18 protein-coding genes are annotated in these 18315 nt (G+C 38.4%); 6 read left to right on the forward strand and 12 right to left on the reverse strand.

Going from position 1 to position 18315, the window contains the following annotated elements:
* Window positions 1–15: 15 nt before the first annotated feature.
* The 6 genes from QFZ87_RS21865 to QFZ87_RS21890 all read right to left on the reverse strand — a co-directional run bounded on the left by QFZ87_RS21865 (window position 16) and on the right by QFZ87_RS21890 (window position 3811).
* Window positions 16–357 (reverse strand): cupin domain-containing protein, encoded by a 342-nt coding sequence (locus tag QFZ87_RS21865; protein WP_309866217.1) that lies wholly within the window; start codon window positions 355–357, stop codon window positions 16–18.
* Between the two features lie 146 nt (window positions 358–503).
* On the reverse strand, window positions 504–1052 hold the full coding sequence (locus QFZ87_RS21870; RefSeq protein WP_309868041.1) for a 2-oxoacid:ferredoxin oxidoreductase subunit gamma family protein: 549 nt from the start codon (window positions 1050–1052) through the stop codon (window positions 504–506).
* Window positions 1053–1055: 3 nt separating this feature from the next.
* Window positions 1056–1808, reverse strand: a complete 753-nt coding sequence (locus QFZ87_RS21875; RefSeq protein ID WP_309866219.1) for a thiamine pyrophosphate-dependent enzyme — start codon at window positions 1806–1808, stop codon at window positions 1056–1058.
* A complete protein-coding gene (locus tag QFZ87_RS21880) occupies window positions 1805–2869 on the reverse strand; it encodes a 3-methyl-2-oxobutanoate dehydrogenase subunit VorB (protein ID WP_309866222.1) in 1065 nt (354 codons plus the stop codon). Before QFZ87_RS21880 ends, QFZ87_RS21875 begins: the two co-directional genes overlap by 4 nt.
* 19 nt (window positions 2870–2888) lie before the next feature.
* Window positions 2889–3119, reverse strand: coding sequence for a 4Fe-4S dicluster domain-containing protein (locus QFZ87_RS21885; protein ID WP_309866224.1), 231 nt, complete (start codon window positions 3117–3119; stop codon window positions 2889–2891).
* A gap of 14 nt (window positions 3120–3133) precedes the next feature.
* Window positions 3134–3811 carry a hypothetical protein gene (locus QFZ87_RS21890; protein WP_309866226.1) on the reverse strand — a complete coding sequence of 226 codons (678 nt, stop codon included), beginning with the start codon at window positions 3809–3811 and terminating at the stop codon, window positions 3134–3136.
* A gap of 267 nt (window positions 3812–4078) precedes the next feature.
* Here QFZ87_RS21890 and QFZ87_RS21895 point away from each other — a divergent pair, with 267 nt between their 5' ends.
* The 3 genes from QFZ87_RS21895 to QFZ87_RS21905 all read left to right on the forward strand — a co-directional run bounded on the left by QFZ87_RS21895 (window position 4079) and on the right by QFZ87_RS21905 (window position 6909).
* A complete protein-coding gene (locus QFZ87_RS21895) occupies window positions 4079–5170 on the forward strand; it encodes a metallophosphoesterase (protein WP_309866228.1) in 1092 nt (363 codons plus the stop codon).
* Between the two features lie 169 nt (window positions 5171–5339).
* Complete coding sequence (locus QFZ87_RS21900; protein WP_309866230.1) at window positions 5340–6620, forward strand: ArsB/NhaD family transporter; 1281 nt, start codon at window positions 5340–5342, stop codon at window positions 6618–6620.
* Between the two features lie 7 nt (window positions 6621–6627).
* Window positions 6628–6909 (forward strand): hypothetical protein, encoded by a 282-nt coding sequence (locus QFZ87_RS21905; RefSeq protein ID WP_309866232.1) that lies wholly within the window; start codon window positions 6628–6630, stop codon window positions 6907–6909.
* 61 nt (window positions 6910–6970) lie between these two features.
* On the opposite strand, the gene gndA is transcribed toward QFZ87_RS21905, so the two are convergent.
* Window positions 6971–8383, reverse strand: a complete 1413-nt coding sequence (gndA, locus tag QFZ87_RS21910) for an NADP-dependent phosphogluconate dehydrogenase (protein WP_309866234.1) — start codon at window positions 8381–8383, stop codon at window positions 6971–6973.
* Between the two features lie 242 nt (window positions 8384–8625).
* Between gndA and QFZ87_RS21915 the strand changes: the two genes are divergently transcribed.
* Window positions 8626–9291 (forward strand): FMN-dependent NADH-azoreductase, encoded by a 666-nt coding sequence (locus QFZ87_RS21915; protein ID WP_309866236.1) that lies wholly within the window; start codon window positions 8626–8628, stop codon window positions 9289–9291.
* Window positions 9292–9407: 116 nt separating this feature from the next.
* Window positions 9408–10688 carry an ATP-binding protein gene (locus QFZ87_RS21920; RefSeq protein ID WP_309866238.1) on the forward strand — a complete coding sequence of 427 codons (1281 nt, stop codon included), beginning with the start codon at window positions 9408–9410 and terminating at the stop codon, window positions 10686–10688.
* 31 nt (window positions 10689–10719) lie between these two features.
* Here QFZ87_RS21920 and QFZ87_RS21925 read toward each other — a convergent pair whose 3' ends face one another.
* Both QFZ87_RS21925 and gnd read right to left on the reverse strand, forming a co-directional pair.
* On the reverse strand, window positions 10720–11457 hold the full coding sequence (locus QFZ87_RS21925) for a CAP domain-containing protein (protein ID WP_483862248.1): 738 nt from the start codon (window positions 11455–11457) through the stop codon (window positions 10720–10722).
* A 438-nt stretch (window positions 11458–11895) separates the two neighbouring features.
* Window positions 11896–12792, reverse strand: coding sequence for a phosphogluconate dehydrogenase (NAD(+)-dependent, decarboxylating) (gene gnd / locus QFZ87_RS21930; RefSeq protein ID WP_309866242.1), 897 nt, complete (start codon window positions 12790–12792; stop codon window positions 11896–11898).
* A 147-nt stretch (window positions 12793–12939) separates the two neighbouring features.
* Here gnd and QFZ87_RS21935 point away from each other — a divergent pair, with 147 nt between their 5' ends.
* Window positions 12940–13785, forward strand: coding sequence for a MurR/RpiR family transcriptional regulator (locus QFZ87_RS21935; protein ID WP_396133944.1), 846 nt, complete (start codon window positions 12940–12942; stop codon window positions 13783–13785).
* A 114-nt stretch (window positions 13786–13899) separates the two neighbouring features.
* Here the strand turns inward: QFZ87_RS21935 and yhbH are convergent, their stop codons facing one another.
* From yhbH to nfsA, 3 genes are all read right to left on the reverse strand, one after another.
* Window positions 13900–15066, reverse strand: a complete 1167-nt coding sequence (gene yhbH / locus QFZ87_RS21940; protein ID WP_308080743.1) for a sporulation protein YhbH — start codon at window positions 15064–15066, stop codon at window positions 13900–13902.
* A gap of 242 nt (window positions 15067–15308) precedes the next feature.
* Entirely contained in the window at window positions 15309–17204 is a 1896-nt protein-coding gene (locus QFZ87_RS21945) for a PrkA family serine protein kinase (RefSeq protein WP_309866246.1), read from the reverse strand.
* Between the two features lie 331 nt (window positions 17205–17535).
* Window positions 17536–18285, reverse strand: coding sequence for an oxygen-insensitive NADPH nitroreductase (gene nfsA / locus QFZ87_RS21950; RefSeq protein ID WP_309866248.1), 750 nt, complete (start codon window positions 18283–18285; stop codon window positions 17536–17538).
* Window positions 18286–18315: the final 30 nt, after the last annotated feature.

The following is an 18315-nucleotide window of genomic DNA, read 5'->3' on the forward strand; positions in this document are numbered from 1 at the left end:
GTAGGCTGGCCATTTTTATATATTTTTAGCGTAATTTTCGTTAGGATATTTGCTTAATACCACATACAAGCTTACTGGCTCATTGCCGTTATTTTTAAAAGACATTTCTTCATCACTATTTACATGGATTAAGTCTGCTTCGGACACTTCAGTTTCTTCCCCATCAATGACAATCGTCCCCGTTCCTGTTACGACAAAGATGTATACTTCGGTACCTGGATGCTTATGAATAGGGAGCTGTTGACCTGGCAGGAAGTTTAGAACGAAAGCTGTGGTTTCACCTTTTTTATACATAACTCTTTTGGTAAATCGCTCTTCACTATATTCCATATATGACTTAACTGAATTCTTTTCCATCAATAATTCCTCCTTAGCATCTTTCTACACTTATTTTAATTGAAAATCATTTTCAATTAAGTGAGCCACATCACATAATCTTGTATAACACAAAAACTTTATTTTTATAACAAAAAATCAGCCGTTTGGAACGACTGATTTTCATTTTAAGAAATTTTGACCTCCACAAGGGATGCGCCCTTTTTCAATGCCTGCTCATTAATTTCTATTAGATGATGTTTTTCTGTTGATAGGACTTTCTTTAAAGATTCAATAATTGCTTCCTCCGAAACAATTTTGGTCCGCTCTAGAAAAGCTCCTAACAAAATCATATTAGCCACCCGAGAATTTCCTAAATCATTAGCGAGGTCTGTTGCATTGATTTCAATCGTTTGAATCTCCTTACGCTCCGAAGTCCTGACTACCAATGAAGAATTTAGAATTAAAAGCCCTCCCGAACGAACTCGCGGCTCAAACTTATCGAAGGAAGGATTATTCAAAACGATCGCTGTAGTTGGTTTAGTAACAAGTGGGGATCCTACTGGTTCATCACTGACAACGACCGCACAATTCGCTGTCCCACCCCTTTGCTCAGGTCCATAGGAGGGAAGCCATGAAACACCTTTCCCTTCAAGCATTCCAGCGTAAGCAATGAGCTGCCCCATTGACATGACACCCTGACCACCAAAGCCAGCAATAATAATTTCTTCTAACATCACTTAATTCCCTCCCTCTTTATTTTTAAATACTCCGAGAGGATAAGCAGGAATCATATTGTCTTTTACCCAATCAAGAGATTCATGAGGGGCAAGTCCCCAGTTAGTTGGGCATGTTGATAACACTTCAATCATTGAAAAGCCTAACCCTTTCTTTTGTGTTTCAAATGCCTTTCGAATCGCCTTTTTAGCTTTCAATATATGTGGAACGTCATGTGAAGAAACTCGCTCAATATAAGCAGCTCCATCAAGAGTTGCAATCATTTCTGATACTCGAATGGGCAAACCCTGCACACTTTCTGTTCTTCCATACGGTGTGGTCGCTGTTTTTTGTCCAATTAAGGTTGTTGGGGCCATTTGCCCACCAGTCATACCGTAAATTGCATTATTGACAAAAATGACAGTTATTTTCTCACCCCTTGCTGCAGCATGAATGACTTCACTTATACCAATGGAGGCCAGATCTCCGTCGCCCTGATAGGTAAACACAAATCGATCAGAGAGTACACGCTTTATTCCCGTTGCTACCGCAGGTGCACGGCCATGTGCAGACTGTGTCATATCACAATTAAAATATTCATACGATAACACTGAACAACCCACAGATGCGACACCAATCGTATCTTCAAGAATATCCATTTCTTCTAGTACCTCACCCACAAGGCGATGAATAACACCATGTGTACATCCAGGGCAATAATGAGTAGGTTTATCAGTCAGCCCGTTCGTTTTCCTAAAAACCGTTTTCATTGTCATACGTTCACACCCCCGGCAACCGTCATAATCTTTTCGTAAATTTCTTCTTGTGTCGGTACTACCCCTCCGGTCCTGCCAAAGAAGTCAACAGGTGCATGACCATTTACTGCTAGACGAACATCCTCAATCATTTGACCTGCGCTCATTTCTACTGAAATAAAAGCTTTCACCTGGTCTCTTGTTTCGATAAATGGCTTTTCTGGGAATGGCCAAAGGGAAATGGGTCTAATTAAGCCAACTTTAACTCCTTTTTGTCTTGCTTGATTAATGCTATTCATCGCAATCCTCGCAACAGTTCCATAGGCAACCATGATATAGTCAGCATCGTCAACTTGATAAGTTTCAAATCTGACTTCATTTTCTTTGATTGTGGCAAACTTCTTCTGAAGCTTCCAATTACGTTGTTCAAGACTTTCTGCATCTAGTTCAAGAGAAGTGATAATCTTTGGCCCTCCGTCTCCACGTGTACCGGTGGTAGCCCACTCTTTTTCGTCTATAAGCGCTTTTTCACGTTCTCTAAATTCCACTGGCTCCATCATTTGCCCCAGCATGCCATCACCCATTAAAATAACCGGGGTTCGGTAACGGTCAGCAATATCAAAGGCATCCTGAGTTAGTTCAACAATTTCCTGCAGGCTTGCTGGTGCCAATACAGGGATATTATAATCGCCATGTCCCCCACCTTTGGTCACTTGAAAATAATCTGATTGGGCAGGCTGGATATTCCCTAAACCAGGACCCCCGCGAACGATATTACAAATCACCGCAGGAAGCTCAGAACCGACTAAATAGGATATTCCTTCTTGTTTTAAACTGAAGCCTGGGCTGGAAGAGGAAGTCATCACCCTTACACCGGTCCCTGCTGCCCCATACACCATATTGATGGCCGCGATTTCACTCTCTGCTTGAAGAAACACTCCGCCTACCTCGGGTAGTCTTCTTGCCATATAGGCAACAAGTTCACTTTGTGGTGTAATGGGATAGCCAAAAAAGTATTTACAACCAGCATGGACGGCTGCTTCCGCTATGACTTCATTCCCCTTCATTAACACTTTCCCCATGAAAAAAACTCCTTTCGAATCACACTGTTTGCAAGATTTTTACTGGTCTATACACGGCTATGACAGAATCAGGACAGATTTGTGCACACTTCGCACAGCTAATACAATGCTCCTGGTCAACAACTGCTGCTGGCCGATATCCTTTTCCATTTAAATAGTCTGAAAGAAAAATAACGTTAGTGGGACAAACCTGCACACATAAACTACAGGACTTACACATTTCTTCATTAAAAACTACCCTTTTCTCCAAAGTCATTCACTCCTTTAACATTCCCATGGTAATTTCAAAAATCGATTAATAAAAACAACATCGTGGGTTTTGGCGAACTCTTCAGCTTCTTTTTTCAAATGAGAAGATATGGTTGAATAGAGTAACGGAATTTCGAGTTTCTCTGCTACGTTTTTACTAAGCTCATATCCTTTGGCTATGTCATTCATCGTAGTTTCCATAGATATATTTGAATTGTTAATAATCCCTGTCACTTTTAACCGTGAGACCTTTTCTATCTGTTCAACCGTATACAATGCTCCTTCTAAAGTGCTGACATATGGGCGATTCGCATTTAGAACAAAGAGAAGTTCCGGGTTTAAGTCCTTCCATTCGTGATAATATTGCCCCAATGCTGTAGCACCGTCCTTATCACCACCTGCATCTACGATTAGCCTATATCTATAGTCATGCAATACACGATACATTTCTCCTGAAACGATTGGTAGGTCGGATGTGGCCAAGTGACTCTTGGGAGAAATCAATTCAATGTCGTGCGCCTGAAAAATAGGTGCAAGATCCCGGGAGCGATAATATGGATTAATGATATCTAAATCATTAATGGCCACCCTTCCATGGCTCCGCCTCTCGGTTAAGGCTAAATTGATAGCAATCTCGGTTTTCCCGCTGCCAAAATGGCCAGATACAATGGTTATTCTTGTGCTAGGATTCATTTAAAGAGTCCCACCCATCTATACTTTGTAAACGTTTCCAAAAGGTTCGATCTTGGAAAATTTTTCAACTACTTCACTTCTCATTATAAGCTACTTTTTTTCTACATCGCTTTGACCAATGTCACACTTCACATTATTGTCATAAAAGCCAAAAGAGGCACAGCAATAATAAATCTCATATTTCTTAAAAGAAGACAAATACTATGTTTAATAAAATACAGACTTTTGAAGGAGGTAGTATTGGTACAAATGAAAAGATTCACTACTATGCTTCTATTTTCACTAGTTATGCTTATTAGTTCCTCACTTACTCACGCAGCTGAAGTCATTCCAACCAATCACGATATTGTCCGGTTGAGAATCCTCGAAACCACTGACCTGCATGCTTCACTTCTCAATTATGACTATTACCAAACAAAAGTGGACAATCGGATTGGACTTGTTAAAACTGCCACTCTCATCCGTAAAGCAAGGAAAGAAGCTGATAATGCCTTATTATTTGATAACGGTGATCATTTAAAAGGAAATCCCCTCGGCGAGTACCTTGCAAGAATTAGAGGAATTAACAGAGGAAAGACACACCCGGTTTACCGTGCCTTTAATTATCTTAAATATGATGCTATAGCTATCGGAAACCATGAATTTAATTATGGACTAAAATTTTTAAACGCCGCCTTAAAAGGGACAAAGATGCCTGTCTTAAATGCCAATGTTTATTCGGTTAAAAAAAATACACCTTACTTTACTCCATATGTAATATTAAAAAGAAATGTAGTCGATCAAAATGGAGTACAGCATGAACTGAAGATTGGTGTTATTTCGTTCATGCCTACACAAATAATGAAGTGGGATAAAACAAACCTTGAGGGAAAAGTATTCGCAAAACCTATTGTTGATTCTGCTAAGGAATTTATTCCGATTATGAAAGCTGAGGGTGCTGATATCATCATTGCCTTGGCTCACACCGGTATAAGTAATGAACCTTATAATCCCGAATCTGAAGATGCAGTCTACTACTTAACCAAAATATCGGGTATTGATGCGGTTTTGGCTGGACATTCCCATAGTGTGTTCCCTGGACCAGTTTATAAGCACCTTCGCAACACGAACATGGAAACAGGAACAATTAATGGAAAGCCCGTTGTCATGGCAGGCGCTTTCGGTAACCGACTTGGGATTATTGACCTAAAATTAAAGAAAGCTGCAGGCAAATGGAGAGTGATTGAGGGAGAGTCCAAAACTGTCCCTATTGCTGATGAAACGGGGAAATCGCTAGTCCCTACTGATAAAGGCTTATATCATTTGATGAAACCAGAACATCAAGAAACAGTAGATTTTATTAAAAAGTTAGGGCTATAGAATGCCTTTTACGCAATTTTTAGACAAATTTCCCCTTTACTTTCATAGTATACTTTTATAAAATAAAGGTAATAATATAATGGTGAATTTTAGGTGGAGTCTGTCAAATACGGGCTCCTTTTATATTTTTTTCACCAATTGATAAAAAATTTGGGAGAAGAGGTCGATCATGTCAACACAAGCAATTATCGCAATTGGCGTATTTCTCATCACCTACGCCTTCATAGTCACAGAAAAGATCCATCGAACAATCATTGCCATGGCCGGCGGTATCATGATGGTTTTACTGGGAATTGTCGGTCAAGAAAAGGCCCTACACCATATTGATTTTAATACTCTCGGATTACTGACAGGAATGATGATTATTGTTGCTATCACCTCCGAGACAGGTCTTTTTAAATACATAGCCATTTGGGCAGCAAAAAAAGTGAAAGGGGACCCATTAAAAATCCTTCTTGCACTTGGTCTCATAACTGCCTTAGGATCCGCCTTTCTAGATAATGTAACTACCGTCCTTCTAATGGTGCCAGTGACTTTTAGTATTACTAGACAATTACGGGTTAACCCGATCCCTTTTTTAATCACTGAGATTATTGCGTCCAATATTGGAGGAACGTCGACTCTTATTGGGGATCCCCCGAATATCATGCTAGGAAGTGCAGTTAAAGAATTAACGTTTATGGCCTTTATCGATAATCTTACAGCGATTTCATTTTTTATCTTATTTGTAAACATTGCTATTTTAGCGCTTATCTATCGGAAACAGCTTCGGACATCTGCCGAATTGAAAGCAAGCTTAATGGACTTAGATGAAAAGGAAGAAATCACAGACAAATCGCTTTTAATCAAGTCGCTACTTGCCCTTTCTTTAACCATTTTAGGATTTTTCCTGCATCAGCTACTTCATATTGAATCAGCCACAGTTGCCTTAGCAGGAGCTTTTCTATTACTTCTCTTAACAGGAGAAAAATATTTAGACAAGTCTTTTGGAAAAGTTGAATGGACAACCATTTTCTTCTTTATCGGGCTATTTGTACTCGTTTCAGGGTTAATTGAAACAGGAGTTATTTCATTACTAGCAGATTACTCCGTTAATTTAACCGGGGGAGATGTCACCTCTACGTCGATTTTAATTTTATGGGTTAGTGCAATTGCGTCAGCGTTTATCGATAATATTCCGTTTGTCGCAACAATGATTCCGATGATTAAAGATATGGGCGAACTAGGAATTAATAATTTGGAACCCCTTTGGTGGAGCTTATCACTAGGAGCTTGTCTAGGGGGTAATGGAACATTAATCGGAGCAAGTGCCAATGTTATTGTAGCCGGACTTGCGGCAAAAGAAGGACATCACATTACATTTGGTAAATTCCTTTTAATTGCCTTTCCGCTTATGATTCTATCAATCATTATTGCTACTGTTTACGTTTATTTACGATATCTAATTTAGGAGGAGTATGATGAAAGTAGAGTATAAGTATGATGCACAGCTTCTCGATATAAAAGAAACTACTAACGGGGACGATCTTGAATTCACGATCACCTTATTGGATAGCCAGTTAAAAAATGGCCTTAAACTTGTTCGAGAATACTTTGAGGAAAATAAGATTTTAACAGATATTCATTATTACATTCATCCGAATAACAGATATCAAATCATCGTAAGAAAAGATTTCTATAATGAATTTTTAATTCAATTGTTTAGACAACACTTATTGCAAGAGATAAAATGGGTATAAAAAAATGGCTGCCATTTAACTGGCAGCCATTTTTTACTTTCCTTTTTTTCGGTATCCCTATTTACTCCATCCAGTTCGTATGAAACACTCCCTCTTTATCCACACGTTGATAGGTGTGTGCACCAAAGTAATCACGCTGAGCCTGTAATAGGTTAGCTGGAAGGGTTTCTGTACGATAACTATCGTAGTAGGCGATTGCACTGGCAAAGGACGGAACAGGAATTCCTCGTTCAATCGCTAGAGCAACCACTTGTCGTAACGATCCCTGATAGTTTTCAACAATTTCTTTAAAGTAAGGATCTAATAAAAGATTTGCTAGTTCAGGATTTTGGTCATAGGCATCTTTAATCTTTTGGAGGAACTGCGCTCGAATGATACAGCCTCCTCTGAAAATCATGGCAATGTCACCATAGCGAAGATTCCAATCATATTCTTCTGATGCTACACGCATTTGTGCAAATCCTTGTGCATAGGAGCAAATTTTGCTCATATACAAAGCTTTACGGATTGCTTCAATTAATTCCTCTTTGTCACCCTCAAATGGACGAACGCCAGGTCCATTAAGAATTTTACTTGCTTTCACACGCTCATCCTTCATTGCCGAAATAAAACGGGCAAATACGGATTCTGTAATAATTGGTAGTGGTACCCCTAAATCTAAGGCATTTTGACTAGTCCATTTGCCGGTACCTTTTTGACCCGCTGTATCAAGAATCATATCAACCAGTGGTTTACCCGTTTCATCATCAACCTTTGTAAAAATATCTGCTGTAATTTCTATTAAATAGCTGTCTAATTCTCCCTTATTCCAATCAGCAAATACCTTATGAAGTTCTTCCGCACTTAAACCAAGGACATTCTTCAGAATAAAATAGGCCTCGGAAATTAATTGCATATCTCCATATTCGATCCCATTATGTACCATTTTCACATAATGCCCCGCTCCATTTGGACCAATATATGTACAGCATGGGTCACCTTCCACTTTAGCTGAAATCGCTTCGAAGATTGGCTGCACCAGTTCGTATGCCTCTTTTTTCCCACCTGGCATGATTGCCGGACCTTTTAATGCGCCTTCTTCACCACCAGAAACGCCTGTTCCAATAAAATGGAAACCAGCAGACTCGAGTTCATTGTTTCGTCTGATTGTATCTTGAAAGAATGTATTACCGCCATCAATAAGAATGTCGCCTTCTTCTAAATAGGGTTTTAAGGAATCAATTGTTGCATCTGTAGCGGTTCCTGCTTTCACCATTAATAAAATTTTTCTTGGTTTCTCTAACAAATTTACAAATTCCTCAACTGATTGAGCACCTGCAAAATTTTTCCCTTCAGCTTCATTCTTTAAAAATGCTTCTGTTTTATCATAAGAACGATTAAAAACAGCCACTGAATATCCTCGACTTTCAATGTTTAACGCAAGGTTTTTCCCCATAACTGCTAAACCAATTACTCCAATTTGTTGTTTTGTCATTCTAACACCCTCTTTCTATTCGTTCTATTTTTAGAATTAAGCTACCCTCTATAGTTTGGCTTTCTTTAAAAAGTATAACACTTATTAAATTTTTATATAAAAGAAACAGCCTCATTAAGCTTCTATTTCCTATAGTTGACACTTAATGTTCATGAACGTCACTGTTTGTTCAATATTGAGCAAAGATATTTTTTCTATAATGAGAGTAAGAAATTAAATACTTTCAGATAGGTCGTGTTTTAGTGAAAAAATTACTTTATGTAACAGCAAACCCCAAAGGACTTGAAAAATCAAAGGGATTGCAAATCGGTGAAGCCTTCCTAGAGGTCTATCAACAACAGCGTCCCGACGTTGAAATTAAAAGAATGGATTTATTTTCATTAGATTTTGCTCAAATGGATGCTGACTTGGTGTTTGCCAGAGGGAAATTAGCTGGGTATGGATATACATTAGACCAATTGTCCGAAGTGGAGAGAGAGAAAATCTTAAAAATGCACGCCCTTGCGGATGAATTTATCTCTTATGACTATTACGTTTTTGTGTCACCCATGTGGAATTTAAATTCCCCCGCGGTAGTAAAAGCCTTTTTAGATAACCTATTTATTGCAGGCAAAACCTTTGCCCATACAGCAAACGGACCAAAAGGACTTTTAACAGATAAAAAAGCCATTCATATCCAGACAAGGGGTGGACAATATACAGGAACCCCACTTCAAGATATGGAATCTGGTGACCGTTATTTAAGAATTGCCCTTACCTTCCTTGGCATAAACGTCATGGATACTGTCGTTGCTGAAGGTTTTGATCTTTATCCCCAAAGGGTACCTGAAATCTTAGCAAAAGCAAAGGAAAGTGCAAAACTGGCTGCCATAGAATTTAGCCGTGAACCAGTCACTGCACAAAACTAAAGGCCTCCTTAAGAGGCCTTTTTTGTATAACTTTCTAAAAATTTCGCGAATATTGTTGTATAATAAGGGAAATACCTGTAAAATTTTCCTATGAGCCCTAATGGACGGTGATGTTTATGGAAATTACGAAACACCTTTTCTTAAATCTCTCCCTTTTAATTATATTGCTTTTCTTTGGTTTGCTAATTCTTGAAAAAAGTAAAAAATTCACCTTTTCTAAACCCTCTTTAGTCTTAATATTTAGTTTCTTGATATTGTTATGTATTCAAATCTCCTATAATCCAGTTCCCTTTGCTAGGTACGATTTAAGAATTATTCCATTAGTACTTGGCGGCCTTTATGTAGGAATTGGACCCATCCTTGTATTATCACTAATCATCCTAAGAAGTTTCTACGGATTAAATTTAGGTTTTCTTCAAACATCCGTTCTTTATGCACCACTTATTATTATTTTTTGGCGTATGTATCCATGGTTTTGGAAGCAGGTTCCCGTTCGACGAATATTTACCACAGTTTGTATGGGTATGATCCTTTCCATCATTACAGTTCTGGGCATGAGCTTCAGCAATACACAAACAAACTGGTTCGATGCTTGGTTTGCCTATTTGGTCATACCTTCCCTCGGAATCGGCATTCTTTCTTACTCGATAGAATTTGTTTTAAAAAATACAGAGATGCGCCAACAGCTGATAAAGGCAGAAAAATTAAAAGCCGTTGAACAAATGGGGGCTGCAATTTCCCATGAGATCCGCAATCCTCTAACTGCAGCCAGCGGTTTTGTTCAACTTCTACAGGATGATTATCTACCTAGACAAAAAAGGAAAGAGTATTTATCCATCGTAAAGGAAGAGTTACATTCTGCCGAAAGGGTCATCCAAGATTATTTAACCTTTGCTAAACCAGACTTAGAATCCTTTGAAGAATTGAATGTAAAAAGTGAACTCCGACAAATTATAAATATTCTTCAGCCTTTGGCCAATCAAAATTCGGTTGAGATTATTACCGATTTCTCAGTAATCGGATTCATTAAAGGGGACAGACAAAAATTTCGACAATGCTTTATTAATGTCCTAAAAAATGCGATTGAATCAATGCCTCATGGAGGCCATCTAACTTTATCAACTGAATATAGCCAAAACTGTATCACCATTAGAGTGACAGACACGGGAGTTGGCATGACAAAGGAGCAGCTTGATCGATTAGGAGAACCTTTTTACTCCACAAAGGGGAAGAATGGTACCGGATTAGGCATGATGGTGGTGTATAGTATTGTTCGTGCCATGGATGGTGATATTTGGGTTGATAGTGAAGTAGAGAAAGGAACAATCTTTCAATTCGAATTCCCTGCTCTAACGAATTTCTTGAATGTGAATGATTCTAAAGCGAATGAAGGCTGACTCAGTGAGTCAGCCTTGTTTTTTTATTGGATTATTTGCCGATAAACATTTGTGTCCAATGCTTCCCAGTCTGTTCAAATCCAACTCCAATGTGAGTGAAATTTGGACTGAGGATGTTTTTACGATGTCCTTCACTGTTCATCCAAGCAGTTACTACTTCTTGTGGTGTTTGTTGTCCTTGCGCAATATTTTCACCAGCAGACTTATATGTCACGCCAAAATCCCTCATCATGTCGAAGGGAGATCCATACGTTGGACTGGTATGTGAAAAATAATGATTTTGCTGCATATCTTGTGATTTTTTCTGAGCTACCCCACTTAATTGGGTATCAGCTTTCAATGCCGGAAGTCCGTTTTTGCTTCTTTGAGCGTTTGTTAAGTTAATGACTTGTTGTACATATTGGCTAACCGCTCCACTAGTAGGCGCATTGGTTGCTGGCTGTTTTGGTGCTGGTTGTGCCGGCTGGCCCTGTTTTGGTGCTGGTGCTGGTGTTGGAGCAGGAGCTGTTGGTGCCGGCTGTGCCTGCTTCGGTGCCATCGGTGTTGTCTGCTTAGGAGCAGGTTGAGTTTGCTGTGGTGCTTGCTGCCCCGTAGGTGCTTGACCAGTTGGCAGCTGCTGATTGATATACGGCTGGATTTGATTCATAATCCCTGCCCAACCCTGTTTTGGGTCCATTTGAACAAATTGATACTTGGCGTCGCGAATCAGTACTGCCCTAGTATGAGGATATTGATTACTGTCCAAATTGGTTTGGTAAGCAGAAATCATATCATCATTATTTCTATTTATTTTCCGTTTATTATTAAACCAATTACGGTCGGTATCACTTTGGTTATTGTTAGTATTTGTATAATCCTCTGTTAGCGGACCATTATGGTCAATCCCATCATCCCGTCCATTCCGAACATCAAGAATGTGGTCATTTCGGTTTGTGTTCATTCCCACTCGGTCACGATCGTTGATATCATTACGAGCATTGTTATTACAAGCTGCTAACCCCATTGTGAGGACCGCTGTTAGAAGGATCCCTGCTGGTTTTTTTATCAATCGAAAAACCCCCTTTTTTTCAAAGTTTTCTTGCCTTCTTATTCTTTATTTTTTGTAAAGAACTATGAATGGTAATAATCGTCTGAATGAAAAGAAAAAGGATTTTAGGGTAAAAAAAAACAACAGATGAAAATTCCATCTGTTGTTCTACCAGTTCAATTATTTACTGACAACTCCGTGTCCGCCAAATTCATTTCTTAAAGCAGAAACCACTTTTCCTGAGAAAGTGTCTTCTTCCAACGAGCGATATCTCATCATAAGAGATAGAGCAATTACTGGGGAAGCCGTTTGAAGGTCTAAGGCTGTTTCTACAGTCCATTTTCCTTCCCCTGAAGAATGCATAATTCCTTTAATTCCTTCAAGCTTGGCATCCTTTGAAAAAGCATTTTGTGTCAATTCCATTAACCAAGAACGGATCACAGACCCGTTACTCCATACCCTTGCAACCTGCTCAAAATCATAATCATATGGACTTTTATCAAGCAGTTCAAAACCTTCAGCAATCGACTGCATCATTCCATACTCAATTCCATTATGTATCATTTTTAAATAATGGCCGCTTCCACTTTCTCCTGCATAAAGGTAGCCGTTTTCTACGCAAATATGTTCAAAAATTTGTTCCACATGCTGGAATGCTTCTTTGTTTCCACCTATCATAGTACAAGCACCATTTCTTGCTCCTTCCACTCCTCCACTCGTACCAACATCAAGGAAATGGATGCCCTTTTCAGCAAATTCTTTTCCACGAGCGATTGATTCTTTATAGTGAGAATTTCCACCTTCGATAACAATATCTCCATCGGCAAGTAATTCTTTAAGCTCTTGTAGTACGTTATTTGTAATTGGGCCCGCTGGTACCATTACCCAAACTACTTTTGGAGATGGAAGAGATGAAACTAATTCTGCTAACGAGCTAACACCTTGTCCACCTTTTTCGGAGATTTCTGCAACAGCCTTTTCATTTACATCAAATGCTGCAACCTCGTGTTTATGATCTAATAAATTTAAAGCTAAACTATATCCCATTTTTCCTAAGCCAATTAATCCAATTTTCATTTGTATGTTCCCTTCATGAAATATTTTTTCATCTTCTACTACTATAGTCAAAAAAATTTCTTTCCGCAATTGGTTTGATGAAATTTTTTTTCATAAATCTTTTTTATGCTATAATTTATTTATATTAATAAAAAATGAGGGTTGCGGATGAGCTGCATTAGTAAAATACGCTCTTACTATGCCAGGTTAAGTGAAAAGGAAAAGCAAATTGCTAATTTTATATTAGACAATCCAGAGAAAATTCTTCACAGCACGATTAACGAAGTCGCTGAAGATCTCGGGATGGCCGACGCCACGGTTTTCCGCTTTTGTAAGCGGATCGGATTTAAAGGGTACCAGGCAATGAAGATTGCACTGGCTTCAGAAATCATTACTCCCATCCAGCAAATTCATGAGGAAATTACGGAGGGTGATAATGAAAAGACTGTCACTGAAAAAGTATTTCAATCAAATATAAGAACCTTAGAAAATACCCTACAACTCCAGGACAGCGATTCGATTCAAAGGGCAGTTAAGATGATTCATACGGCTGAACGGGTTCATTTTTACGGAACTGGTGGGTCAGCTGTTATTGCAATGGACGCATTCCATAAGTTTATTCGAACAGGAATTAAAGTGTTTGCATTTATTGATTCCCACTTTCAACTCATGTCCGCTTCACAGTTAACAGAAAAAGATTTGGCTGTTGTCATCTCTCATTCTGGAGCAAATAAAGATACAATTGATATTTTGAATGTGGCCAGTGAAAATGGAGCGAAATCCATCGGGATCACTAGTTTTCCAAAATCACCAATAAGTCAAAAGGTAGATATAGCGCTCTTTACAAGTTCAGAAGAAACTGAATACCGATCTGAAGCGTTAGCATCACGGATTGCACAATTAAGTCTCATCGATGCCTTATACGTAAATATCATGGTCTTAAATAAAGAAAATGCCAAAACGTCTCTTGGTAAAATAAGGTCTGCCATATCAGACACTAGAATTGAATCATGACCAACGTTTTTATGGTCCTATAATTATTATTCACATTTTTTCATTTTTTCATTACGGTCTTTTACACAAACAAAGAGGCTGACCTCTTTGCTTTTGAGTCAGCCTCTTTAACAATTATGCGTATTGTTTGGATTCTTCTTGTTGAAAAAAGCTCTTCATGGCATGGAATACATCAGCTTTTTGTTTGAGGATATAATGTCTGAAATGTTCATCCTTGATATTCTTGTATGCGGACATGAGAGTTGAATGTCGGTTATACTGATTAACCTCTCCATATCCAAACATGTTGGATACCTTCATTAACTCTTCTACAAGCTTCACACAACGAGCGTTATCCGATGTGAGATTATCACCGTCTGAAAAATGGAATGGATAGATGTTGAACTTTCGTGGATTGTACTTACTGTCAATGATCTCTAAGGCTTTTCGGTAAGCAGAAGAACAAATGGTTCCACCACTTTCACCTTTTGAAAAAAAGTCTTCTTCTGTCACAATTTTTGCTTCGGTATGATGTGCGATAAACTCAATTTCAACTGTTTCATACTTGGTTCTTAAAAAACGTGTCATCCAGAAGAAAAAGCTACGGGCCATATACTTTTCCCAAATTCCCATGGAACCGCTCGTGTCCATCATAGCAATAACGACAGCTTTTGAATCTGGTTTCACCACTTCATTCCAAGTCTTAAACTTTAAATCATCTTTATAGATAGGATGAAACGCCGGTTTCCCACTCATGGCATTACGTTTAAATGCAGACATCATGGTACGTTTTTTATCAATATTACCCATTAAACCTGTTTTTCTAATATCGTTGAACTCAATATTTTCAACGAGATGTTCCTGTTCTTCTTTTCTTTTTAAATTCGGAAGCTCCAATTGTTTAAATAATGCTTCCTCGAGCTCCATTAATGACACTTCTGCTTCAAAATAGTCCTCTCCGGCCTGATCCCCTGCTCCTTGGCCTTTGCCCGGACCTTTTTGCCCACTAGAACCGTCACGTGCTACAACATCACCGACTTGACTGTCACCGTCACCTTGGCCCACGTGTTTGTTTTTGTCATAATTATAGCGAATTTTATATTCGTCCAACGAACGAATTGGAATTTTTACCACATCTCGACCATTTGACATGATTATGCTCTCTTCAGTAATGAGATCGGGAAGATTGTTGCGAATTGCCTCCTGGACTTTTTCCTGATGCCGCTGCTGGTCATCGTGGCCTTTACGGTGGAGGGACCAATCTTCTCTTGAAATGACAAATTGATGATTGTTAACAGACAATGTAAACCCCTCCTTATGAAATTATTTAAATCTTGTTACACACTTTTTCATATAAATACATAAAATAATCCGATTAAAAAGTTCAATTAAAATATGGATTACTTTATCCTATGCAAGAGTAAAGAATAATTTACTAATAATTTTGACAATTGGGCTTTCTACTAAGAAATTGGACGAGTTACAAGTTGGAAAAAAAGAGACTGACAGATTCTCTCTGCCAGTCCTTCCTATTTTAATCCTAGTTATCTGTTTAATAAGCTTCCAACATAACGTAGTAATTCATTAGCTGAAGTTGAATTATATCCATGTTCGTCTACTAAACGGGCCACTACATCATTGATTTTCTTCAACTGCTGCTCATCTGGAGTTTTTGAGGAAGTAGTAATTTTTACAACATCCTTTAAATCAGCAAAAAGCTTCTTCTGAATAGCTTCTCGTAGTCGGTCATGCGAATTATAGTCAAACCGTTTTCCTTTTCTTGCGAAAGCAGAAATTCGGATTAATACTTCTTCTCTGAAGGCTTTCTTCGCATTTTCCGAAATCCCTATTTGTTCTTCTATTGAACGCATAAGCTTTTCGTCCGGATTGATTTCTTCTCCAGTTAATTGATCCCGGAGCTTATTCTTATTGCAGTATGCTTCTACATTATCCAAATAATTGTCCATGAGTGTTTTTGCAGACTCTTCATACGAGTACACAAATGCTTTTTGAACTTCTTTCTTCGCAATATTATCATACTCTTTTCTAGCTAAAGAAATATAATTCATATAGCGTTCACGCAGTTCTGTTGTAATAGAAGGGTGTTGGTCCAACCCATCCTTTAACGACCTTAACACGTCTAAGGCATTAATTGAAGGTACTTCTTTTCTAATAATAGTAGAGGAAATTCTATTTATTACGTAACGTGGGTCAATACCGCTCATGCCCTCATCAGGATATTCCTTTTTGAGTTCATCTATATCGGCGGTGTTAAAACCTTCCACGTTTTCTCCATCATAAAGGCGCATTTTCTTCAGTAAATCAATATCTCCTTTTTTAGGCTCCTTTAAGCGGGTTAAAATAGTGAACATCGCTGCAACCTTTAACGTATGCGGCGCAATATGAACATCGGAAACATCACTTTCATTTATCATTTTTTCATAAATTCTTTCTTCTTGAGAAACCTTAAGGTTATATGGAATTGGCATAACGATAATCCGTGAATGCAATGCCTCATTCTTCTTATTGGAGATAAAGGATCGGTACTCGGTTTCGTTCGTGTGAGCCACAATTAATTCATCAGCAGAAATTAACGCAAACCTTCCAGCTTTAAAGTTCCCCTCTTGTGTCAAGGAAAGTAAATGCCAAAGGAATTTCTCATCACATTTTAGCATTTCTTGGAATTCCATCATCCCTCGATTTGCTTTATTCAGTTCACCATCGAAACGATAGGCTCTAGGGTCAGACTCGGAACCAAATTCGGCAATCGTTGAAAAATCAATACTTCCTGTTAAATCGGCAATATCCTGCGATTTGGGATCGGATGGACTAAATGTTCCGATTCCTGTTCTCTTATCCTCAGAGAAAAAGATTCTTTCTACTTGAACATCTTCTATTCTGCCACCATACTCCTTCTCAAGGCGCATCATATTGAGCGGTGAAAGATTTCCTTCAATTCTTATACCATATTCCTCAAAGAAATCTTTACGTAGATGATGTGGAATTAAATGCAGCGGGTCTTCATGCATCGGACAGCCTTTAATGGCAAACACAGATCCCCTATCGGTATGCGAGTAGGCTTCTAATCCTCTTTTTAACATAGTAACAAGTGTTGATTTCCCGCCACTTACTGGACCCATCAACAGTAAAATCCGCTTTCTGACATCCAGTCTTTTAGCTGCAGGATGGAAATATTCTTCCACTAAACGCTCCAAAGACTCTTCTAAACCAAATAATTGATTGCTGAAAAAGTTATACCTTTTCGTCCCTTTTACCTCTTCAATCCCTGCATCTTTAAGCATATTATAAACTCGAGAATGTGCAGATTGTGCTACCCATGGCTTTTCCTTTAGCAACAGTAAATAATCAGCGAATGTTCCTTCCCAACGAAGTTTTTCCTCTTCTTCTCGATACATCTCGATTTTTTTTAAAATATCCATAAGGCCCTCCCCCTGTAGCTTAATCAGAGACGATTAATATACTCTATGCGCCAATGAACTTGAACATGCGTATGTGAGTAACTCTTTATCTTTTTTATTCGTTACAGGAAATCTTACACTTTTCATTTTTTAAAGTTAGGATATAATAAAAACATATGGGTAAAAAATGAAAATACGCAAAACAAAGGGGGCAATACATAACATGAACACTTTCATCGTTGTTTTAGTAATGATCACATTCTTGGCAGCAATTTTCACTGCAGGTTATAATGACAAGCCCGGTTCAACTAAATAATTTGTTATTGTAAAAAGGCTGCCCGGTGGCAGCCTTTTATCGTAGATCTAATTTATTTTTTTGAATAAACTCCTTCATATACATCCTACTTTGTTTTTCCAGCATCTGGGCCATTTGCGCTGTCCAGCGATCATTTCTTTTCCCGCCAGTTCTTTGTTCATAATAGTTTGAGATGAGTTCATCATACTCCCTTAGCTGTTGTAAATAAATAGCCATATCCTGTTCATATTCATTTTCATGATAGATATGCTCAAAGGACAATCTTGGCTTTTGCTCCGTCATTTTCGCTGGAAATCCCACCGCAAGTCCAAACAAAGGAATGACACGCTCAGGTGTTTTTAAGAGCTTCTTTACCTCTTCTAAGTTGTTTCGAATCCCCCCTATGTAACAAATCCCTAGCCCAAGTGATTCAGCCGCAATAGCAGCGTTTTGGGCCGCTAAGGAAGCATCAATGAGACCCACCATAAATTTCTCAGTGCTTTCTATTGATGGATTGACTTCTTTTTGTTCTTCTTTCCCTATGATGCTATGACGATAAAGATCTGCACAAAAAACAAAAAAATGGCCATTTTTTTCAACATAATCCTGATTGCCTGCTAGTTCCGCCAACTTTTTCTTTTTCTCTTGATCCTTCACACCAATAATGGAATAGGCTTGAATATAGCTTGACGTCGAAGCCGCTTGTGCACTCAATACAATGGTTTTAATCTGCTCATCTGTTAAAGGCTTGTCCTCAAAATTTCGTATGGAACGATGGTTTAGAATCGTTGTGATGATATCATTCATTATAGGTTCCCTTCCTTTTACAAAAAGAGG

The organism is Bacillus sp. SLBN-46, from assembly GCF_031453555.1.
Classification (GTDB): Bacteria; Bacillota; Bacilli; order Bacillales; family Cytobacillaceae; genus Neobacillus.

Coding starts and splice junctions, on each gene's coding strand:
- QFZ87_RS21865 (WP_309866217.1), bottom strand. CDS start 357: ATGGAAAAGAATTCAGTTAAGTCATATATGGAATATAGTGAAGAGCGA.
- QFZ87_RS21870 (WP_309868041.1), bottom strand. CDS start 1,052: ATGTTAGAAGAAATTATTATTGCTGGCTTTGGTGGTCAGGGTGTCATG.
- QFZ87_RS21875 (WP_309866219.1), bottom strand. CDS start 1,808: ATGACAATGAAAACGGTTTTTAGGAAAACGAACGGGCTGACTGATAAA.
- QFZ87_RS21880 (WP_309866222.1), bottom strand. CDS start 2,869: ATGGGGAAAGTGTTAATGAAGGGGAATGAAGTCATAGCGGAAGCAGCC.
- QFZ87_RS21890 (WP_309866226.1), bottom strand. CDS start 3,811: ATGAATCCTAGCACAAGAATAACCATTGTATCTGGCCATTTTGGCAGC.
- QFZ87_RS21895 (WP_309866228.1), top strand. CDS start 4,079: ATGCTTCTATTTTCACTAGTTATGCTTATTAGTTCCTCACTTACTCAC.
- QFZ87_RS21900 (WP_309866230.1), top strand. CDS start 5,340: ATGTCAACACAAGCAATTATCGCAATTGGCGTATTTCTCATCACCTAC.
- QFZ87_RS21905 (WP_309866232.1), top strand. CDS start 6,628: ATGATGAAAGTAGAGTATAAGTATGATGCACAGCTTCTCGATATAAAA.
- gndA (WP_309866234.1), bottom strand. CDS start 8,383: ATGACAAAACAACAAATTGGAGTAATTGGTTTAGCAGTTATGGGGAAA.
- QFZ87_RS21920 (WP_309866238.1), top strand. CDS start 9,408: ATGGAAATTACGAAACACCTTTTCTTAAATCTCTCCCTTTTAATTATA.
- QFZ87_RS21925 (WP_483862248.1), bottom strand. CDS start 11,457: ATGATTTCTGCTTACCAAACCAATTTGGACAGTAATCAATATCCTCAT.
- gnd (WP_309866242.1), bottom strand. CDS start 12,792: ATGAAAATTGGATTAATTGGCTTAGGAAAAATGGGATATAGTTTAGCT.
- QFZ87_RS21935 (WP_396133944.1), top strand. CDS start 12,940: ATGAGCTGCATTAGTAAAATACGCTCTTACTATGCCAGGTTAAGTGAA.
- QFZ87_RS21945 (WP_309866246.1), bottom strand. CDS start 17,204: ATGGATATTTTAAAAAAAATCGAGATGTATCGAGAAGAAGAGGAAAAA.
- nfsA (WP_309866248.1), bottom strand. CDS start 18,285: ATGAATGATATCATCACAACGATTCTAAACCATCGTTCCATACGAAAT.